18 protein-coding genes are annotated in these 18390 nt (G+C 67.8%); 8 read left to right on the top strand and 10 right to left on the bottom strand.

Translation table 11 applies throughout. The features are described from left to right. Positions 1–15: 15 nt before the first annotated feature. A complete protein-coding gene (locus D893_RS00230; protein ID WP_110618825.1) occupies positions 16–2667 on the bottom strand; it encodes a PEP/pyruvate-binding domain-containing protein in 2652 nt (883 codons plus the stop codon). Positions 2668–2801: 134 nt separating this feature from the next. Here D893_RS00230 and D893_RS00225 point away from each other — a divergent pair, with 134 nt between their 5' ends. Continuing rightward, positions 2802–3356, top strand: coding sequence for an ACT domain-containing protein (locus tag D893_RS00225; protein WP_018946802.1), 555 nt, complete (start codon positions 2802–2804; stop codon positions 3354–3356). A 19-nt stretch (positions 3357–3375) separates the two neighbouring features. Here the strand turns inward: D893_RS00225 and D893_RS00220 are convergent, their stop codons facing one another. Continuing rightward, a complete protein-coding gene (locus D893_RS00220; RefSeq protein ID WP_018946801.1) occupies positions 3376–4227 on the bottom strand; it encodes a type II secretion system F family protein in 852 nt (283 codons plus the stop codon). 253 nt (positions 4228–4480) lie between these two features. Here D893_RS00220 and D893_RS00215 point away from each other — a divergent pair, with 253 nt between their 5' ends. The 3 genes from D893_RS00215 (at position 4481) to D893_RS00205 (ending at position 6365) form a co-directional block, all read left to right on the top strand. Then, positions 4481–4804 carry a BolA/IbaG family iron-sulfur metabolism protein gene (locus D893_RS00215; protein ID WP_018946800.1) on the top strand — a complete coding sequence of 108 codons (324 nt, stop codon included), beginning with the start codon at positions 4481–4483 and terminating at the stop codon, positions 4802–4804. After that, a complete protein-coding gene (locus D893_RS00210) occupies positions 4804–5991 on the top strand; it encodes an alkaline phosphatase family protein (RefSeq protein WP_110618823.1) in 1188 nt (395 codons plus the stop codon). The genes D893_RS00215 and D893_RS00210 overlap by 1 nt, the downstream gene beginning before the upstream one ends. Positions 5992–6056: 65 nt before the next feature. After that, positions 6057–6365 (top strand): hypothetical protein, encoded by a 309-nt coding sequence (locus D893_RS00205; RefSeq protein WP_018870983.1) that lies wholly within the window; start codon positions 6057–6059, stop codon positions 6363–6365. Positions 6366–6594: 229 nt separating this feature from the next. On the opposite strand, the gene D893_RS00195 is transcribed toward D893_RS00205, so the two are convergent. Further along, a complete protein-coding gene (locus D893_RS00195) occupies positions 6595–7488 on the bottom strand; it encodes a PfkB family carbohydrate kinase (protein WP_077244675.1) in 894 nt (297 codons plus the stop codon). 227 nt (positions 7489–7715) lie between these two features. Between D893_RS00195 and D893_RS00190 the strand changes: the two genes are divergently transcribed. Together D893_RS00190 and D893_RS00185 are read left to right on the top strand one after the other, a co-directional pair. Continuing rightward, a complete protein-coding gene (locus D893_RS00190) occupies positions 7716–8126 on the top strand; it encodes a nuclear transport factor 2 family protein (RefSeq protein ID WP_077244674.1) in 411 nt (136 codons plus the stop codon). Further along, positions 8126–8566, top strand: a complete 441-nt coding sequence (locus tag D893_RS00185) for a nuclear transport factor 2 family protein (protein WP_077244673.1) — start codon at positions 8126–8128, stop codon at positions 8564–8566. The genes D893_RS00190 and D893_RS00185 overlap by 1 nt, the downstream gene beginning before the upstream one ends. A gap of 12 nt (positions 8567–8578) precedes the next feature. Here the strand turns inward: D893_RS00185 and D893_RS00180 are convergent, their stop codons facing one another. From D893_RS00180 to D893_RS00155, 6 genes are all read right to left on the bottom strand, one after another. Next, complete coding sequence (locus tag D893_RS00180) at positions 8579–9124, bottom strand: shikimate kinase (protein WP_018946795.1); 546 nt, start codon at positions 9122–9124, stop codon at positions 8579–8581. A 101-nt stretch (positions 9125–9225) separates the two neighbouring features. Then, positions 9226–11346, bottom strand: coding sequence for a type IV pilus secretin PilQ (pilQ, locus tag D893_RS00175; protein ID WP_110618819.1), 2121 nt, complete (start codon positions 11344–11346; stop codon positions 9226–9228). Positions 11347–11365: 19 nt separating this feature from the next. Next, entirely contained in the window at positions 11366–11920 is a 555-nt protein-coding gene (locus D893_RS00170) for a pilus assembly protein PilP (RefSeq protein WP_018946793.1), read from the bottom strand. Further along, a complete protein-coding gene (locus tag D893_RS00165) occupies positions 11920–12504 on the bottom strand; it encodes a type 4a pilus biogenesis protein PilO (protein ID WP_024329093.1) in 585 nt (194 codons plus the stop codon). Before D893_RS00165 ends, D893_RS00170 begins: the two co-directional genes overlap by 1 nt. Before the next feature lie 12 nt (positions 12505–12516). Then, entirely contained in the window at positions 12517–13071 is a 555-nt protein-coding gene (locus D893_RS00160) for a PilN domain-containing protein (RefSeq protein WP_018946791.1), read from the bottom strand. Next, positions 13068–14135 (bottom strand): pilus assembly protein PilM, encoded by a 1068-nt coding sequence (locus D893_RS00155; RefSeq protein WP_024329095.1) that lies wholly within the window; start codon positions 14133–14135, stop codon positions 13068–13070. Before D893_RS00155 ends, D893_RS00160 begins: the two co-directional genes overlap by 4 nt. Before the next feature lie 142 nt (positions 14136–14277). Between D893_RS00155 and D893_RS00150 the strand changes: the two genes are divergently transcribed. Together D893_RS00150 and D893_RS00145 are read left to right on the top strand one after the other, a co-directional pair. After that, on the top strand, positions 14278–16647 hold the full coding sequence (locus D893_RS00150) for a PBP1A family penicillin-binding protein (RefSeq protein WP_110618817.1): 2370 nt from the start codon (positions 14278–14280) through the stop codon (positions 16645–16647). A gap of 2 nt (positions 16648–16649) precedes the next feature. Further along, positions 16650–17270, top strand: a complete 621-nt coding sequence (locus D893_RS00145; RefSeq protein ID WP_024329097.1) for a hypothetical protein — start codon at positions 16650–16652, stop codon at positions 17268–17270. Positions 17271–17322: 52 nt separating this feature from the next. On the opposite strand, the gene hemE is transcribed toward D893_RS00145, so the two are convergent. Then, a complete protein-coding gene (gene hemE / locus D893_RS00140; protein ID WP_024329098.1) occupies positions 17323–18384 on the bottom strand; it encodes a uroporphyrinogen decarboxylase in 1062 nt (353 codons plus the stop codon). Positions 18385–18390 lie beyond the last annotated feature (6 nt).

Below are 18390 nucleotides of genomic sequence, written 5' to 3'. Positions count from 1 at the left end.
GACGGAACGGATCCGTCACCCCGTACTCGTCAAAGTCGGACCGGCCCCGAAGCTGAGCAGGCGCTGCTGCACCACATCGGCGACCACCCGCAGGGCGGCGTCGCGGGTGTCGTGGACCTGGACGGTGGCGCGTACGGCGGGGTCGAGGGGCTCGCCGAGGGCGACCTCGGGGTCGACCTCGGGCGTGTGCGCGGGGCACCCGTCGAGCCAGGCGGGGTGATACTCGCAGCCCGGTTCGGCGGGGAACAGCGCGGCGTAGGCGATCCGCGCCTCCACCAGGTCCTGGAAGAAGTGACTGCCGAACGAGAGGTCGGGGACGATGCCGGCATCGGAGTCGGCCACCTCCACCAGCATGCGCACGCGGTCGATGTCGGCGAAGCGCACGGGTACGCCCAGTTCGGGGGTGCTGGTGCCCCAGCGGCCGGGGCCGATGAGGAGCGTGGCGCAGTCTTCGGGACGGGCGTACTGACGGTTGAGCGCACCGACCAGGCGGGCCACGGCGTATTTCTGCGGGCGGGAAAGCACCGCGTAGCGTGCGCCGTCCACGCGGATGACGCGCCCTATGGCGAGGTCCAGATTGCCGCCCATGAAGCGGCCCTGGCTGGCGAAAAACAGGCGCTGCGGGTCAACCCCGTCCGGCAGTTCCACCGGCAGGTCGCTGCCCAGGGTGGCGAGCGGGCGGCACTGCACCAGGTTCACGCCGGCGTTGCCTTCGGCATCCAGGTGCACGGTGAACTCGACGTCCACCGGGTGGGCATAGGCGGCCTCCAGGGTCTTGAGCAGGTCGCGCATCAGCGGGGCGAAGCCGGTGCGCTGCAGCAGCGGGGTGAAGGTCACCCGCCACAGGCGCTCCTCGCGCCCCTGCTCGCGGGCGCGGCGGCCGGCCTCGCGGTCGATCTCGCCGAGCAGGTTCAGCGGCAGGTCCGGTGCGGTCTCGGCCAGTTGCTGGACGGGCACGGCGGCCTCGCGGTTGGCCTCGATGTCGAGCACGTCGGCGGCGTGCTGCGAGTAGCGGTACAACTCGTCCCGGCTGTGAAACGGCCGCCGCTCGGGCTGGTCCAGCGCCACCACGCAGGCATGATCGCGCGCGACCCGGTCCACCGCGCGGGTGCCCAGCCCCAGCACCAGGCGCAGCATCCCGGCGGACGGGTCCAGCGCGCCGTCCCACACAAAGGTGTTCCACGAGACCCCGACCCCGGCTGCCTCCGGCAGGTAGTAGCGCCCGTGGTAACGGCCGTTGACCCGCTGCAGCAGCAGCGCCATGGGTTCTTCCTGGTCCACCAGGCCGCGCTGCTGGCGGTAGCTCAGCGCGTCGTGGCTCATGGTCGAGGCATAGACCCGGCGGATGGCGTCCTCGAGCTGCGCCAGGCGCTCGCCGGGACTGCCCTGGTTCACGCAGAACACGCTCTCGTACTTGCCGGCAAAGGCGTTGCCGAAGCCGTCTTCCAGAAGGCTGCTGGAGCGCACCAGGATCGGGTACTGCCCGTAATGGTCGAGCACCCGCTCCAGCTCGCGGCGCACCTCCGGCGGGATCTCGCCGTGCAGCATATCCTCGCGCAGGCCGTGCGCCTCGTCGAAATAGCCCTCCGCGGTGCGCTGGTGCATCAGCCGCGGCCACCAGCCGTTGTGCACCAGATAGGCGTAGTACACGTCCGCACCGATGAAGTGCGAGTCGTGGGGTTCCAGTGCCCGCCCCCAGCGCTGCGGGTCCTGCGCGAGCAGGATGCGCCGCGCCAGCAGCATGCCCGCGGCCTTGCCGCCGATGTAGCCACTGCCGACCATGCGGCTGCGGATCGCCAGCAGCTCCTCCAGCCCGAGGTGGCGCCGCGCCAGTTCCAGCATGCGCTCGTCGCGCCCGATGAGCACCCGCAGGATCTCGTCCTGTACCCGGGCGCGGTCGGCCGCCGGCGTCCCCTCCGCCAGCGCGTCGGAGGCGGCGAGGAACAGGCGATCCCAGTAGTCCAGCAGCTGCCGCCCGTGCTGCTGGCCGGGGCGCTGTTCCTCCAGCAACGCCTGCAGCCGCGTGGCCTCGCTGCTGTCCACCACCGGCTCGAACTGCGTGCCGCACTGGCGGTGCGGCAGGAACATGGTCGGCGAGCTGCGCTGCCACACCTTGACCGGCTGCACGTGCACCGCGTCGCCGGCGCGGCGCACGTCGAGCAGCACCTGCGTGGTCTCACGGATGCGCGACAGCGTGGTATGCGAATGGCTGTGCGGATGCAGCGCGAACCAGGCCACCGTGTCCATCTCGTACAGGTACGGGCAGATGGCGCGGAAGAAGTTGCCCACCATGTGATCGGTGGCCCAGGCATCCAGCAGGTCGGACAGGCAGTCGCACAGATAGAACGCGCCGCGGCCGTACTCGGTGACCAGGCGGAAGACGTGGCGGGTGAACGGCTCGAAGCCGCGCAGGGCGTCGATGGCCACCACTTCGATCCCCGGACCGGCCTCCACCAGCGGCGGGTGGGAGCCGAAGCGCAGATAGATGATGGAGCGGTCCTGGGCGCGGGCGGCGGCCACGAACGGTTCGACGAAGCGGCGGTAGTCCTCGATGTCGTCGACCCGCCAGACCACGTTATCGCCGATGCGCAGCCCGTCGAGCACCCGGTCCAGGCCTTCCAGCCCGGTGGAGACGGCTTCCTGCTGCGCCTGCGGATCGGTGATCATGGTGCGCCCGTGCGGCTCGGGGGAAACCGGGTCAATGTACACGTTCGCCCTGCCCCGGCACCACGATACCCGCCAGCCCGGACTTGCCGTACGATGGTGGATCCGCTGCGACGCCAGAAGACAGGAGATCGACGATGAAGACTTCGGTAATTCTCACGCTGATCGGCCCGGATCGTCCGGGTCTGGTCAGCAAGGTGGCGGCCCGTGCGCGCGAGGCCGGCGGCAACTGGCTGGAGAGCCGCATGGCGCAGCTGGCCGGTCAGTTCGCGGGGGTGGTGATGCTGGAGGCCGACACCGCAGGCGTCGACGCCCTGGAGACCGCGATGCGGGAGCTGGAAGGCGAGGGGCTGCAGATCCACATCCAGCGGGGCGACGACCTGCCGGTGCCGGAGCCGGTCCCCGCGCAGCACAAGGTGCTGCTGGACCTGATGGGGCACGACCGGCCCGGTATCGTGCAGGACATCACCGCCGTGCTGTCGCGTCACGGCGTGGGCGTGGAGAACCTGGACACGGCCGTCGAACCGGGGTCGATGACCGGCGAGCCGATGTTCCGCGCCCGCGCCCGGATCGGGGTGCCGGAGGGCGTGGACCTGGACACCCTGCAGGATGATCTGGAGGCGCTGGCCAACGAGCTGATGGTCGATCTCGACCTCCACGATCCGCAGTCCGAAGCGCCGGAGAAGGCCTGACGCGGCGGCTCCTGCCGGCTCAGACCACCAGCCAGTAGCCGATGTAGACCAGCACCAGCAGGTACACCCCGCGCGGCAGCCATTCGGCCACGATCTCGCGACGCAGGGCGAGATGCCCGTCCAGCTCGCGGGCGCGGTACTGCAGCACCGAGGGCAGACGGCCGGCCGCCTCGCCGGAGGACAGCAGCCCGGGTTCGCGGTCGGGGTCCAGCAGGGCCTCGCGCCGCAGTGCCTCCACCATCGGCAGCCCCTCCGCACAGGCCGTAGCCGCCGTGTTCAGCCGCCGCCGGAGCTCGCCGGTTTCCGCCGCGGCCAGGCCCTGCAGGGCCTGATCCGCCGATACCCCGGCGGCCAGCACCAAACCCAGATCCTGCAACAGCGCCTGCCGCCGGCCGGCCCCGGGCAGGCGCCCGGGCCGCAGCCGCCAGCGCTGCCACACCTGCAGTAGCGGACGCCAGAAACGAAACGCGGCCCAGACCAGCAACCCGGTCACCACCAGCGGCTGAAGCACGGCGAACAGGTAACCGGGGCCATCCAGCACGCCCCGGAACAGCGCCGGCAGGGGCGCGAGCACCAGCGCCACCACCCAGAGCAGCGCCGGCAGCAGCAATCCGGTGCGGATCCGTCGCTCGATGTTCTCCTCGCGATGCAGCCGCTCGGCCAGCAGTCGCAGGGCGCGATCCAGCCGCCCGGCCAGCTTCAGGGACTTCAGCAACGGCCGCTCTTCGGGGCGGATCCAGCCGGCCGTCTCCAGCGCGCGCACCGGATCGGCGCGGCCGGCGGGCAGACCCACCACCCCGCTGGCCCGCTGCCAGTCGACACCCGCTTCCAGCAGGGTCGCCAGCTCGTCGAGGTGCTGCACGCGTTTCATTTCAGCGACGAGGCGAACCGGTCGGGGCAGGGAATCGGGGTTACACCCGCCCCCGCGTTCCGCATCACTGGCATCATCAATGGCTCCCGGCCCATGAACGAGCCGATCAGTATAACCCTCCACAGCGCTGCGTCATCCCGTTGTCCGGGAGGCGGGCAACGCCCGCCCCACAGCGACGGATCTGGACATTGATGCACACCCCGGCAGACTGGTGGGTCGTTTCCGACATAACGTCCCTGAACAGGAGTCTCCCATGAGCATGCAGGAACAGATCACCGCCAAGCTGGAGGCGGAGTTCGAACCGGTGCATCTGGCCGTGGAGAACGAGAGCCACATGCACAACGTGCCCCCGGGCTCGGAGTCGCATTTCAAGGTCACCATCGTCTCCGAGGCCTTCCGTGACCAGAAGCTGGTGGCGCGCCACCGCATGGTCAACCGCACCCTGGCCGACGAACTCGCCGGCGGGATTCACGCGCTGGCGTTGCATACCCTGGACCCGGACCAGTGGTTCGAACGCGCCGGCCAGATCCCCGACTCGCCGCCCTGCGAAGGCGGTGACGGCGGCGCGAAGGCCTGATGTCCATCACCGAGATCCTGCGTGCCCGCCACGACGGGCCGGGGCTGTTGGACCTGCTGGGACGTATCGAGGCGTCCCTCAATCCGGACGCGCCGGCACATGCCGGTGCCCTGGCCGGCATCGACCCGGCCCTGGGCCCGGATACCCACGTGGTGCTGTGGCTGATCGACGGCTTCGCCGAGGATTACCGCCGGCACACCCCGCTGATGCAGGCCGACCACCACGCCACGCTGGAGACGGTGTTCCCCAGCACCACGGCCACCGCGATCACCAGCATCCTCACCGGCCGGCATCCGGCGCACCACGGGCTGCTCGGCTGGAACACCCGGCTGGCCGAACCGGCGCGCACCCTGACGGTGCTGATGGCGGAGGAACGCGGCGCCGACGACCAGCCCGCGCGGCTGGACCACCGCGAACTCGCCGCCCGGGTGCAGCCGGACCGGATCATCGACCGCCTCGGATGCCCCAGCACCTTCATCGGCCCGAAGTGGATCGGCCACGCACCCTACAACCGTATGATGAGCGAGGGCGCGGGCTTCGTGGGGTTCGACGGCATCAGCGACCTGCCGGCGCGTGTCGCCGCCCACGTGCGCGCGCATCCGGGGCCGCATTTCACCTACGTGTACTGGTCGGAACTCGACCACCTGGGCCACGAATACGGCCCCGGCAGCCCCGAGGTGGAGCGGCACCTGAAGCAGCTGGATCTCGCCTACACCGCCACCTGCGCCCAGCTCGCCGGCGAGGATGCGGTGATGCTGACCACCGCCGACCACGGCATGCGCCCGGTGGAACGCCGTCTGGACCTGCGCGAGGCCCCGGATGTGCAGGACTGCCTGCGGCACCGCCTGACCGGCGAACCGCGCGCCGCGCTGGCCCACGTGCGCGAGGGCCGCGAGGCCAGGTTCGAGGCCGCCGTCGCGCAGGCCTTCGGCGACGATATCGCCCTGCTACCACGCGAGGCCTGGATGGCCAGTGACACGCCCGCCCCCACTCTGGGCCCGGGGCCGGAGCATCCGGAGCTGCACGCCCGCGCCGGCGATTACCTCCTCCTGCCCGCGGCCGATGCCTACCTGGTGGACCCGCCAGCCGATGACGAAGGCCCGTTCTTCCGCGGCGCACACGGCGGACTCTCGCCCGAGGAGCGCCGCATTCCGCTGTTCCTTCGGTCGCTGGCCAATTCCCGGTAAACTGGGGCGCGGACCCGCGGAGATGATCTCCCGGGGCCCCAACGCCAACGCGAGCCCGATACGAGATGAACGAGACCGACAGCCCCGAAGAGAGCTACAACAACGCCGCGCGCCGCCTGATCGACCTGGCCAACCGCCTTGCCGAGGACGGTGACGCGGTGGACACCGGCGATGTCGCCGACGGTCTGCTGGCCGGCGCGGTGCACTTCTGGCTCTACAGCCGCCAGCCCTGCGGCGACGTGCGCTGCGAGGAATGCTCGCCGTTCTCCGATGCCGAGAGCCGCCTGGCCATGCTGCACGAGCTGGTCGACGAACTGGCCCGCGACAGCGAGTACTTCCACGCCAGCACCGACACCACCGTCGGCCACGCCTAGGGAAACACTGATCAATGTACACGCTCGCGCTCGAGTCGCTTTTGCGTGCGAACAAGGCGCGGTGACTGCCGTGCAGTCACTCTGCACAAGGGAACCGCAACGCCGTGTGCGCGCCTGGCTTTGATAACAACGGGCGGCCGAGCCCCTGCTTTCAATGGCTCGTGGGGTTGGTACATTGATCAGTGTTTCCCTAGGTGCGATGATCCCGCTGGTCGCGGGAGACCGGGCCTCAGTCCCGGACCAGGCCGTCGAAGCCGTCCTGCGCCAGTTTGCGTTCGGCCAGACGCACCGCGGCGACCAGTGCACGCTCCGGCGGCTCCCCGGAGGCGATGGCATCGATCAGCCCGGCGTTGAAGGCATCCCCGGCCCCCACGCTGTCGATCACCGTGAGGCCCGGCGTCGGCGCGCAGTGCTCCACGCGGCCGCGGAACCCGATCCAGGCACCGGCGGGGCCGCCGGTGACGGTGATGATGGCCTCCGGGTGTTGCTCCATCAGGGCCCGCAGGGCCGCCTCGCAGGTCGCCGCCGTGTCTCCCCCGGCACCGGTGCGCTCCGCCCGCGCCCGCGCCCAGTCGCGCGAGACCATCAGGATGTCGGCGAACGGGATGCAGGCCTCCAGCCCGTCGCGGGGCTTCTCCAGCTCCAGCGAGACCGGGGCGTCGTACACGCAGTCGCGCACGGTGGCCAGCACCCGGGCCAGGACCTCCGGGTTGCGGCCCTCGAAATGCAGCCAGTCGTATTCCTCCCAGGCGACGCCGTGCAGGTCCTCCGCCGCCAGTTCCGGGAGATCCCGGTGATGCACGATGGTGCGCGAACCGGTGTCGCGGGCGCGCAGGATGTGCGAGGTCGGCGTCGCCCCCGGCCGGCGGAACAGATGGCGGTCGTGGATCCTGCGCTCGCGCAGACGCCGGATCAGGTCGTCACCGGCAGCCCCCTCCGCCACCACCGCGGCCAATTCCGGCCGGTGCCCGAACTGCGCCAGCAGCGCGGCAGTGTTCGTGGCGTTGCCACCGGGCCGGGTGCGGCTGGCGTCCGCGCGCACCTCGGCGTCCTCGGCGGGATAGGTGTCGACATCCAGCACGTGATCGAGGGTGACGATGCCGGTCATCAGTATGCGCGCCATGGGCGGGGCTCCGGTCGGAGGATTCAGGGAAACGAAACCGCAGGGGCGCCATTGTGACGTTCCGCCCGCCCGGCGACCAGCGCCGCCCCCGGATTCCCGTATCCCCAACGGTGCGGATACTGGCAGAATTCGCCGCGCGGACCGGGGACTGAAAGAATCCGGCGCAAGGAGCCCGCCCTCGCGTTCGCGGAGCGTTCGTGATCATCTGGACAAAGGACAGGACGGCCATGGCGAAATTTTCCTCCCCCGAAGCCGCCGAAGAGGCATTCTACGGCGCGTTCGAAGCCGGTGATCCGGAAGCCATGCGTGCGGTCTGGCAGGACACGCCCGACTGCGTCTGCATCCACCCCGGCGGCGAGCGCCTGCAGGGGATCGAACTGGTCATGGACAGCTGGGACGACATTCTCGCGAGCATGGAAGACACCGTAATCCGACGCTCCGGCCTTACCGTGCTCGGCGGCAGCGACCTGGTCACCCACGTGCTGCACGAGCACCTGTACATGGGTGGAGAGCTCCGGGGCGTGATCCTGGCCACCAATGCCTACCGCTTCAACGGTCTGAGCTGGCACATGGTGCTGCACCACGCCAGCCCCGATCCAACCACCCGCTCGCGCTGGAACCGCCGGAGCGTGCACTGATGGCCGGCGATGCCGTCGAGGCCTGCATGGACGCCTACTACCGGGCATTCCGCGAGGCGGACATCGAACGCATGATGGACCTGTGGGCCGACCGCCCCGATATCGTGTGCATCCATCCGGGCAGCCCCCGGGCACACCGCGGCACCGCCGAAGTGATGGAAAGCTGGCTGCTGGTGTTCTCGCGCGAACTCAACATCGGCATCGAGCCGCGCATCGTCGGCCGGTTCGAGACCGACGACAGCCTCGGCATGGTGATCGAGGAAGCCATCACCCGGCCGGGCGACGTGGCACCCACCGGCACCATCCTGATCAGCCAGACCTGGCGGCGCGTCGACGGCGGCTGGCGGCTGGCGTTTCACCACGCGTCTCACGGGCGCCGCGCCGACCCCAGCCCCGAAGGCATGCTCGTGGCCGGCGGCGGCAGCCAGACCCGGCACTGATCACCGCGCGGGCTACTCCGACCCCGCGCGCCGCTCGCACAGATCCGGACGCTTCATCTGCAGCGCCGAGCACACCCCGTTGACCGCATCCCGCACCCGGCGCCCGCGGCCCTCCAGGACCATGTCCGCAACCTGCTGGTACAGCGGGTCCCGCCGCTCGAACAGCGCCTGCAGTCGGGCCCTCGGATCCTCCGACTGGGTCAGCAGAGGCCGGTTGCGGCTGCGCCGGGTCCGGCGAAACTGCTCTTCCACCGGCACCCGCAGATAGATCACGAAGGCGTCTTTCAGCCGTTCCCGGTTCTCCGGACGCTCCACGATGCCGCCGCCGGTCGCCAGGATGATGCCGTCCTTCTCCAGCAGCGAATCCAGTACCGCGGTCTCGCGCTGGCGGAAGCCCTCCTCGCCTTCATACTCGAAGATGGTCGGGATATCCACCCCGGTACGCTTGCGGATCTCGTCATCGGTGTCATGGAACGCCCGGCGCAAAAGTCCCGCCAGCCCCCGCCCGATCGTACTCTTGCCGGCCCCCATCGGGCCCACCAGGACAATGTTCTGCATGCGGGCAGGCTACCGGGACTCCGGACCAAAAAAAACCCGGGATCCGTGGATCCCGGGTTCGCTGTCACCCACCGGAGGCCGCCAGGGCCCGGGCGGGTTCTTCAGTCCAGCACGCGGGGCGTGACGAAGATCAGCAGCTCCGCCTTCTGCTCCGAGCTGGAACGGTTGCGGAAGAAGTTGCCGAGGAACGGGATGTCCGCCAGGAACGGGACTTCGCGGACCTGTTCGCTGCTGTCGATCTCGTAGACGCCACCCAGGACCACCGTTTCACCGTCACCCACGAACACCTGGGTCTCCACGGCGCGGCGGTTGATGGTGACGTCGTCGAAGACCACGTCGCCCGGTTCATCCTTGGTCACGCGGATGTCCATGATCACGTTGCCGTTCGGCGTGATCTGCGGCGTCACCTCGGTGGAGAGGTAGGCTTCGACCAGCTCGGTATTCGGGTTGCCCGCCTCGTCCTGCACGATGATCGGGATGTCCTGGCCCTGTTCGATCACCGCCGGCTGACCATTGGTCGTCACCACCCGCGGCGAGGAGATGATCTCGCCGCGACCCTCGGCCTGCAGCGCCGACAGCTCCAGGTCCAGCAGCAGACCACGACGCAGGATACTGAACCCGAACTCGCCCGCGTTGGCCGCGTCGGCCGGGAGGGAAGAGCCGAGGCGATTGGCCAGGGCCGCGTCGTCCGGGCTGCCGCCTCGCGCCTGATCTGCGCCCGTAAGCGAGCCCGTACCGGCCGCCGAGGTATCACCGCGAGTCCGCGTGCCGGTCACCCCGAAACGCGCCCCGAGATCGCGATTGAAGCTGTCTTCCGCGATCACGATGCGGGTCTCCACCAGCACCTGCTGCACCTGCACGTCCAGGTTCCGCACCAGCTCGCGGATATCCTCGATCCGGCGCTGGGTATCCTGGACCAGCAGCGTGTTGGTCCGGCTGTCGACCGTCATGCTGCCGCGTTCGGAGAGGAAGCGGTCTTCCTCGCCCCGGATCAGCTCGGCGATCTGGCCCGCCTGGGCAAAGTTGATCTGCACGAACTCGGTGCGCAGCGGTTCCAGTTCCTGGCGGTCGCGTTCGGCCTCCATCCGCTGCCGCTCACGGGCGGCGATCTGCTCGGCGGGCCCCACGAACAGCACGTTGCCTTCCATGCGCTTGTCCAGGCCGCGGGACTGCATGATGATATCCAGCGCCTGATCCCAGGGCACGTTGTTCAGCCGCAGGGTAATGTTGCCGTCGACGTCGTCGCTGACGACGATGTTCAGGTCGGTAAAGTCGGCCAGCAGCTGCAGCACCGAGCGGACCTCGATGTCCTGGAAGTTCAGCGACAGGCGCTCCCCGGTAAATTCGCGCTCTTCCTCTTCACGCGCCTGACGTTCAGCCTCGGTCATCGGCGCCACCTCCAGCACGTACTGCCGGTCGCTCTGGTAGGAGACGACCTCGTACTCGCCCTCGGTGGCCACTTCCATGCGGACCCGGTCGCCATCGGCGACCGTGTCGATGGTTTGCACCGGGGTGGCGAAGTCGACCACGTTCAGCCGCCGCTCCATCGACTCGTCGATGGCGGCCCGGTCGAACTCGATTTCGATACGGCCGGCCTGTTCACGCACATCGATGGCACCACCACTGCGCGACAGCCCCACCTCGACACGACCCTCGCCCTGGTCGCCACGACGGAAATCGATGTCGGTGAGCTCAACCGGCCGCGCGGAACGGGTCGTCCGCGGCTCGGGTTCGCCGACGCGCTCGGCCACGGCTTCGTCCTGCGCGTCGGCTTCGGTCACGCCGCGCCCGAGGGTCACGATGAAGTTGTTGCCATCCACCCGCGTCTGATATTCGGAGGGCTGCGTCAGTCCGAGCACCACCCGGGTACGATCGCCCGATTCCACCGCGGTGGCCTCCAGCAGGGGCCCCACGTTGAATTCCTTGCGACGGTCACTCATCACGCTGCCGGCATCCGGCAGGTCAAAAGCGATCCGCGGCGGCGAATCAATCGCGAAGGCGCGGATGTCCGCGGGCGGGGTGTCCGAAAACTGCAGGTTCACCTGCACCCGGTCACCGCCAATGCTGGCAGCCCGGATATCCTCCAGTTCCTGGGCGGAAACGCCCTGGGACGCCATGAACAACAGGCCCGCCATCGCGGAGCCCGCCAGTGCGCGCATGGAAGATCCCATGTTCAGCCCCCTGTTGCTGTTGCCGGCATTGTGCCGATATGTCATTTCCATGTTTGTCTCTCCCGGGATCCTACCGATCTTCGGCCCGCTGCAAGGCGATGGAATTGTCGCGCTCGATGTGCCCGCCGAAGGCATCCGGAACCACTTCCACCAGCTCGATGCGGGTGGGCGTGATTGCGACGATCTGACCGTGGTTCTGGCCCATCCAGTTGCCCACCGTGACCTGCTGCACCGAGCGGTCCGGAGTCCGTACCAGGGCATAGCGCATGTTGTCGCGCTCCAGGGTGCCGACCATGGACAGCGAATCCAGCGGGTAGCTCTCCAGGTATTCCCGCGGCCGGTCCGGATCGATTTCGGCATCGCCCGGCTCGCCCTCGTCCTCCGCGATCTGAGGCTGTTCGATCACGCTGGAGTCAAACGGTGAACGGGTATGCCCCGGATACAGGTAGGGCTCATGGGGCTCGAGCGTCGGGATCGGTTCGATGCCCGAACCCGGCCGTTCGTGGACCTCGGCGATATAGTTGTGCAGGTCACTCTTGTCCTGGGCGCAGCCACCCAGCAGGCCCGCGCCCAGCACGGCGACCGCCAGGATCCGTACCCGGGGGCTGACGGAGATCCGACTCATCAGTTGTCCTCCAGATAGCGGTAGGTTCGCGCCTCGGCGTTCATGACCAGATCAAAGTCCGAGTCACCCGCGCGGCGGATGCGCATGTCGTGCATGGTGACCACGCGGGGCATCGAGGAGACGCCACTGACGAATTCGGCCAGTTCCTCGTAGTCGCCCCGCAGCCGCAGCCGGATCGGCACCTCGGCATAGAAATCCCGCTCGCGGTGGGAACGCGGCTCGAACAGCTCGATTTCCAGGCCGGTCTGCAGCGCTGTCTGCGACACATCCACCAGCAGGCTGGGGATCTCCGCGCTGGTCGGCAGCAGCTCCAGCAGCTCCACGAACATGTCTTCCATTTCCGCGAGCTGTTCGCGGTAATCGTCGAGGTTGGCCGCACGCTGCTGCTTATCCTCGAACTCGTCACGCAGCTGCTGTTCCTCGCGCTCCGCCCGTTCCAGATCGCTGAGCTGGTCGTCGATCACGAAATAGTAGGTGAGGCCCAGGATCACGGCGATGATCACCAGAAGGATCACCCCCTTGACGATCCAGGGTGCCTCGCCAATGTTGTTGAAATCGATCTCGTTGAGGTTCTTCAGGTCCATTGGGCAGTCTCCCTACTCGCCATTGTCCGGCCGGGTCTGCCGTGCGTCGAGGCGGAAATCCCTCACCTGGATACGGCCTTCCTCGCGGGTTTCGATGATCTGCAGGTTGGAGCTGCCCAGCCACGGGGAGTCATCCAGATTGCGCATCATCGCGGAGATGCGGGTGTTGGATTCCGACAGGCCGCGAATCTGAATACGCGAGCCGTCCTGAGTGATCTCGTTGACGTAGGTGCCGTCCGGCAGGGTCACCACCATCTGGTCGAACAGGTGGACGGCCTCGGGACGCTGCGCCTGCAGGGTCTGGATGACGTCCATCCGCGCCACGAGGTCCTCGCGTTTCTCTTCGAGTTCCTCGATCTCGGCGATCTTGCGGTCGAGCTCGCGGATTTCTTCTTCGAGCACCTGATTGCGATCTTCCTGATGGTCGATCAGGGATTCCATGTAGGTATAACCGCCGAACGCCAGCACCACACCCACCGCTGCGGCCACGCCGACCGAGACGAAGAATTGCTTGCGCCGCTGTTCGCGAGCACGTTCGCGCCAGGGAAGCAGATTGACATAGATCATGATGTTTGCCCCCGCAGTGCCAGGCCGCAGGCCGTCAGCAGGGCCGGCGCATCATTGGTGAAGCGTTGCTGGTTGATGCGACGGGAGAGCGCCATCCCGCGGAAGGGGTTGGCTACCGAAACGGGCGTGGAGGTCACTTCCTCCAGCATTTCGTCCACTCCGGGGATGGCGGCACAGCCGCCGCCCAGCAGCACGTGATCGATGGTGTCCTGGGGCCGGGTCACATAGAAGTACTGCAGCAGCCGCTGGATCTGATCCATCATCGTCTGCTTGAACGGCTCCAGGACCTCGCTGACGTAATCCGCGGGAAGGTCGCCGCTCATCTTCGCCGATCCGGCTTCCTGGTAGCTCATGTTGTAGCGCCGCATGATTTCTTCGGTGAGCATCCGGCCACCGAAATTCTGCTCGCGCGTGTACACGACACCTTCGGTCTGAGAGACGACATAGACCGCCGTCACCGACGAGCCGACGTCCACGATGGCGACCATCGGCTTGTTCTCCCGGTCGGGGATATGCTCCATCAGGCGTTCGGAGGCATGTTCGATGGCATAGGCCTCGACGTCGACCAGCTCCACCGAGAGCTTCGCCGCCTCGGCGATGGCGATACGTGATTCCACGTTCTCGCGACGCGAGGCCACGACGAGGACATCCTGCATCTGAGGGTTCTTTTCGTTGGGCCCCAGGACCTGGAAGTCGAGGTTGACCTCTTCCAGGGTGTACGGGATGTACTGGTCCGCCTCGACGAACACCTGACCTTCCAGTTCCGAGTCGCTGAGGCTGGCGGACAGCTGGATGGTCTTGGTGATGACGGCCGAGGACGGTACGGTCATCGCGCATTGTTTAAGACGGGAACCGGAGCGTTTGACTGCACGTCCAAGCGCTGCACCGACCGCTTCGGTGTCCTGGCAGACCTTGTCGACCATGACACCGTCCGGCAGCGGCTCGACGGCGAATGCCTCGACCCGATATCCCTTTCCGTGTCGACCAAGCTCGAGGACCTTGACGGCCGCCGAACTGACATCAACGCCCAGCAGTGCGGGCCTGGATTTTCCGAGATTCAGCACACATCCCCCTGTATACCCCGATGATTGCAGCTGGTAGCGTTACAATCTCGAATGCTAGCAACGATTAATATACATGACGTTTTCGGGGTTGCAAATCCTTCTGAAGGCAATCCCTCACCTTCCCCCCACAAAATTTAGAGTCATGCACCGGATTGTGAAGTCTGTCACCGCTCTGGCGGCCATAACCCTGACCCTCGTGATCGCCGGCTCGGCGGCGCTGCTCGGGCTGTACGCCTATTACGCCCCGACACTACCCGAACCGGAAGCCGTACGCGAGGTGCGGTTGCAGACACCGCTGCAGATCCGGGCGGCGGATGGCAGCCTGATGGGGGAGTTCGCGGAAGAAAGGCGCATTCCGGTGGAGATCGAGGATGTTCCCGAGCCCGTGATCCAGGCCTTTCTGGCTGCCGAGGACGAGCGGTTCTTCCGCCACCCGGGGATCGATGTCTTCGGTCTGGCGCGTGCCGCGGTCAATCTGGTGAGCACCGGGGAACGAACCCAGGGGGGCAGCACCATCACCATGCAGCTTGCCCGCAACATCTTCCTCACCCGGGACCGCACCTACGAGCGCAAGCTGCGGGAAATCTTTCTGGCCATCCGGCTGGAACGGGAACTCAGCAAGGACGAGATCCTGGAACTCTATCTGAACAAAATCTACCTCGGGCAGCGCGCCTACGGCGTGGAAGCGGCGTCACGGGTGTATTTCGGCCGCTCGCTGGACGAGCTGGAACTCGACGAGATCGCCATTCTGGCGGCCCTTCCCAAGGCACCGTCCACCACCAACCCGGTGACCAGTCCGGAGCGTGCGCGCATCCGCCGTGACTACGTCCTCGGCCGGATGCTGGACACCGGCGCCATCACCGCCGAGGAGCACGCGGCGGCCGTGGAGCGGCCGGTGATGTCGGAACGGCACACCGCACAGACCGAGATCGACGCTCACTGGGTGGCGGAGGATGCCCGCCGGATCGTCGTCAACCTCTGGGGAGAAGACGCTTATCGGCGCGGGCTGCAGGTGCACACCACGATTGACCCCGACTATCAGGAGGCCGCCAATCAGGCATTGCGCGCCGGCCTCCTGAAATATGACGAACGTCACGGTTTTCGAGGTCCGGAAACGCAGCTGTCCGACGAACAGATGGCCACGGCCGACGCCCGCGAACGCGCCCTGAGAAACCTGGGCATACACGGACGCCTTCTCTATCCGGCCGCGGTGCTGGAGACCGGCGACGACGGCTCCCTGCGGGTCGACGGCGGCCGCATCGGGGAGGTCGAACTGACAGCCGAGGGTCTGGCATGGGCGGATTCACCGGACCTCCGGCGCGGGGACGTCATCCGGATCCGGGCGGATGAAGAATCCGGGTGGCGACTGGCACAGAAACCCGAAGTGACCGGATCGCTGATCGCCCAGTCGCCGGAGGACGGCGCCATTCTGGCCCTGGCCGGTGGCTTCGACTTTTTCGACAACCATTACAACCGGGCCGTGCAGGCACAGCGCCAGCCCGGTTCGGCCTTCAAGCCGCTGGTGTATGCCCTGGCGCTGCGCGAGGGCTACCGGCCACGCAGCACGCTGGTGGACGCCCCGATGGTGTTTGATGACCCGGCCCTGGGGGCGGAATGGCGTCCGCAGAACTATTCGCGCCAGTTCCAGGGCGACACGCCGATGCAGAGCGCGCTGGCGCATTCGCGCAATCTCGCCTCGATCCGCCTGCTCGACACGATCGGCGTTGAGAACGTGCACGATCAGCTGGGACGTTTCGGGCTGGACCCGGAGCGCCAGCCGCGCAACCTTTCCATGGTGCTGGGCACCGGTTCACTCACCCCTCTGCAGCTGAACACCGCCTACGGCGTGTTCGCCAGCGGCGGGCGACTGCACAGCCCCTGGATCATTTCGCGGATCGAAACCGTGGATGGCGAGCTGCTCTATCAGGCACCCGCATCCCGCAGCTGCGCGCCGCCCTGCGACAACCCGCCCGGGCAGGACCTGACGCTGTCCACCGGCGAGACGGTCCTGCAGCAACGCGACCCGGTGCCGGTCCTGGAGCCCGGCGTGGCCTGGCAGATGAGCCGCATGCTGAAACACGTAGTGGACGCCGGCACCGGACGGCGGGCGCAGGAGCTGGGCCGTTCGGACCTGGCGGGAAAGACCGGCACCACCAACGACTATCGCGACGCATGGTTCGCCGGATTCAACGGCGAACTGGTGGCGACGTCGTGGATCGGGTTCGACGACAACCGGGAGCTCGGCCGCCGCGAGAGCGGAGGGCGGGCCGCCCTGCCAATATGGACCCGCTTCATGGGGAGCGCCCTGGCGGACACCGAAGAAAGCCTTCCGGAACGGCCGGACGACCTGGTACGCGTGGGCATCCTGCCCGACGGCGGGCGCGCCCCCGACGCCGGTGACAGCCGCGCAACCACCGAATGGCTGCTCCCGCAGCAAATTCCCGAGCGTTCGCGCAGCATTCCGGGGGACGACCGCAACGGTCGCGACCAGCAACCCGAATCGGTATTTTGACGATGAGCAGCAACGGCTCCCGACTGCGTCATGAACTCGCCCAGGAAGCCGGGCGAATCCTGCTCGACGAGGGCATCCGCGATTTCGGCCTGGCCAAGCGCAAGGCCGCGGAACACCTGGGTGTGGACGCACGCCACGACATGCCGGCCAACATCGAAATCCAGGATGCCGCACTGGAACGCAGCCGGCTGTTCGCGACCGACGAGAGCCGCCAGGCGTATCGCGACCGCCTTGCGGCGGCACTGCAGGTGATGCAGCGCCTGTCGCATCTGGAGCCGCGCCTGGTCGGACCGCTGCTCACGGGGATGATCGAACGCTTCCCGGTGATCAATCTGCACGGATTCGCCGAGACCGTGGAAGAGGTGCTGATCGACCTGGCCGACCGCGGTATCCACTGCGAAACCGGCGAGCGCCGCTACCGCAGCCGGCAGGGCCGCGAGCAGCGCGTGCCCTTCATCGCCTTCCGCGGGCCGGACGACACCGAGGTCGAACTGACGATCTTTCCGCTGGACGGGATCCGCCAGGCGCCACCCTCGCCGGTGGACGGCAAACCCATGGCCCGGGCCGGGGCCGGAGAAGTGGAACGCCTCCTGACGGAGGGTCGCGAGGCGGAACGCCTCTGATGCGCCCGCACCCCTCCCGGAGCGGGAGAGGTGATTCGGTGCCGTTCCCGGCTCAGTCGGCGCGGCGGTAATTGACCACCGTGTCGACCATCGCCGCCACACGATCCGGATCGATCGCCGGGTGCACGCCGTGCCCGAGATTGAAGACATGGCCGGTGTCGCGACCGAAGCCGTCAAGAACACGCCGGGTCTCCTCGCGCACCACGGCTTCCGGGGCATACAGCACGGAGGGATCGAGATTGCCCTGCAGGGCGACACGGTCGCCGACGCGCTGCGCGGCCTCGCCGATCTCGATCGTCCAGTCCAGGCCCAGGCCATCCGCGCCGGTGTCGGCCTGCGCCTCCAGCCAGGCCCCGCCGCCCTTGGTGAACAGGGTCACCGGGACGCGACGGCCTTCGTTCTCGCGGATCAGGCCGTCGACGATGCGCTGCATGTACGCCAGCGAAAATTCGCGGTAGCTGCGCGGTGTCAGCGCACCTCCCCAGGTATCGAAGACCATGACCGCCTGAGCCCCGGCGCGGATCTGCGCATTCAGGTACTCGGTGACCGCGTCGGCCACCTTCTGCAGCAACGCATGCATGGCCTGCGGATCGCCATACAGCAGGCGCTTGGTCTCGGCGAAATCGCGCGAGCTGCCCCCCTCGACCATGTAGGTGGCGAGGGTCCACGGGCTGCCGGCGAAGCCGATCAGCGGTACCTGGCCGTTGAGTTCGCGCCGAATCAGACGCACCGCATCGGTCACATAGCCCAGCGAATCCTCCGGGTCGGGGACCGGCAGCCGCTCGATGGCTTCCGGGCTGCGCACCGGATCGCGGAATTTCGGTCCCTCGCCGGTCTCGAAGTACAGACCCAGCCCCATGGCATCGGGGATGGTGAGGATGTCCGAAAACAGGATGGCGGCATCCAGCGGAAAACGGCGGAGTGGCTGCATGGTGACTTCGCAGGCCAGCTCCGGATTCTGGCAGAGGCTCATGAAGCTGCCGGCCTGCGCCCGCGTCTCGCGGTACTCGGGCAGATAGCGACCGGCCTGACGCATGATCCAGACGGGCGGGCGATCCACCGGTTCGCGGGCCAGTGCCCGCAGGAGGCGGTCGTTTTCAAGTTCCTGGGCCATGCAGTC

The sequence above is a fragment of the Thioalkalivibrio sp. ALE21 genome, assembly GCF_003208255.1.
Taxonomy (GTDB): domain Bacteria; phylum Pseudomonadota; class Gammaproteobacteria; order Ectothiorhodospirales; family Ectothiorhodospiraceae; genus Thioalkalivibrio; species Thioalkalivibrio halophilus.
The sequence above is the reverse complement of the archived record's forward strand: the minus strand, read 5'-3'. Positions and strand labels throughout refer to the sequence as shown.

Coding starts and splice junctions, on each gene's coding strand:
- D893_RS00230 (WP_110618825.1), bottom strand. CDS start 2,667: ATGATCACCGATCCGCAGGCGCAGCAGGAAGCCGTCTCCACCGGGCTG.
- D893_RS00225 (WP_018946802.1), top strand. CDS start 2,802: ATGAAGACTTCGGTAATTCTCACGCTGATCGGCCCGGATCGTCCGGGT.
- D893_RS00220 (WP_018946801.1), bottom strand. CDS start 4,227: ATGAAACGCGTGCAGCACCTCGACGAGCTGGCGACCCTGCTGGAAGCG.
- D893_RS00215 (WP_018946800.1), top strand. CDS start 4,481: ATGAGCATGCAGGAACAGATCACCGCCAAGCTGGAGGCGGAGTTCGAA.
- D893_RS00210 (WP_110618823.1), top strand. CDS start 4,804: ATGTCCATCACCGAGATCCTGCGTGCCCGCCACGACGGGCCGGGGCTG.
- D893_RS00205 (WP_018870983.1), top strand. CDS start 6,057: ATGAACGAGACCGACAGCCCCGAAGAGAGCTACAACAACGCCGCGCGC.
- D893_RS00195 (WP_077244675.1), bottom strand. CDS start 7,488: ATGGCGCGCATACTGATGACCGGCATCGTCACCCTCGATCACGTGCTG.
- D893_RS00190 (WP_077244674.1), top strand. CDS start 7,716: ATGGCGAAATTTTCCTCCCCCGAAGCCGCCGAAGAGGCATTCTACGGC.
- D893_RS00185 (WP_077244673.1), top strand. CDS start 8,126: ATGGCCGGCGATGCCGTCGAGGCCTGCATGGACGCCTACTACCGGGCA.
- D893_RS00180 (WP_018946795.1), bottom strand. CDS start 9,124: ATGCAGAACATTGTCCTGGTGGGCCCGATGGGGGCCGGCAAGAGTACG.
- pilQ (WP_110618819.1), bottom strand. CDS start 11,346: ATGGAAATGACATATCGGCACAATGCCGGCAACAGCAACAGGGGGCTG.
- D893_RS00170 (WP_018946793.1), bottom strand. CDS start 11,920: ATGAGTCGGATCTCCGTCAGCCCCCGGGTACGGATCCTGGCGGTCGCC.
- D893_RS00165 (WP_024329093.1), bottom strand. CDS start 12,504: ATGGACCTGAAGAACCTCAACGAGATCGATTTCAACAACATTGGCGAG.
- D893_RS00160 (WP_018946791.1), bottom strand. CDS start 13,071: ATGATCTATGTCAATCTGCTTCCCTGGCGCGAACGTGCTCGCGAACAG.
- D893_RS00150 (WP_110618817.1), top strand. CDS start 14,278: ATGCACCGGATTGTGAAGTCTGTCACCGCTCTGGCGGCCATAACCCTG.
- D893_RS00145 (WP_024329097.1), top strand. CDS start 16,650: ATGAGCAGCAACGGCTCCCGACTGCGTCATGAACTCGCCCAGGAAGCC.
- hemE (WP_024329098.1), bottom strand. CDS start 18,384: ATGGCCCAGGAACTTGAAAACGACCGCCTCCTGCGGGCACTGGCCCGC.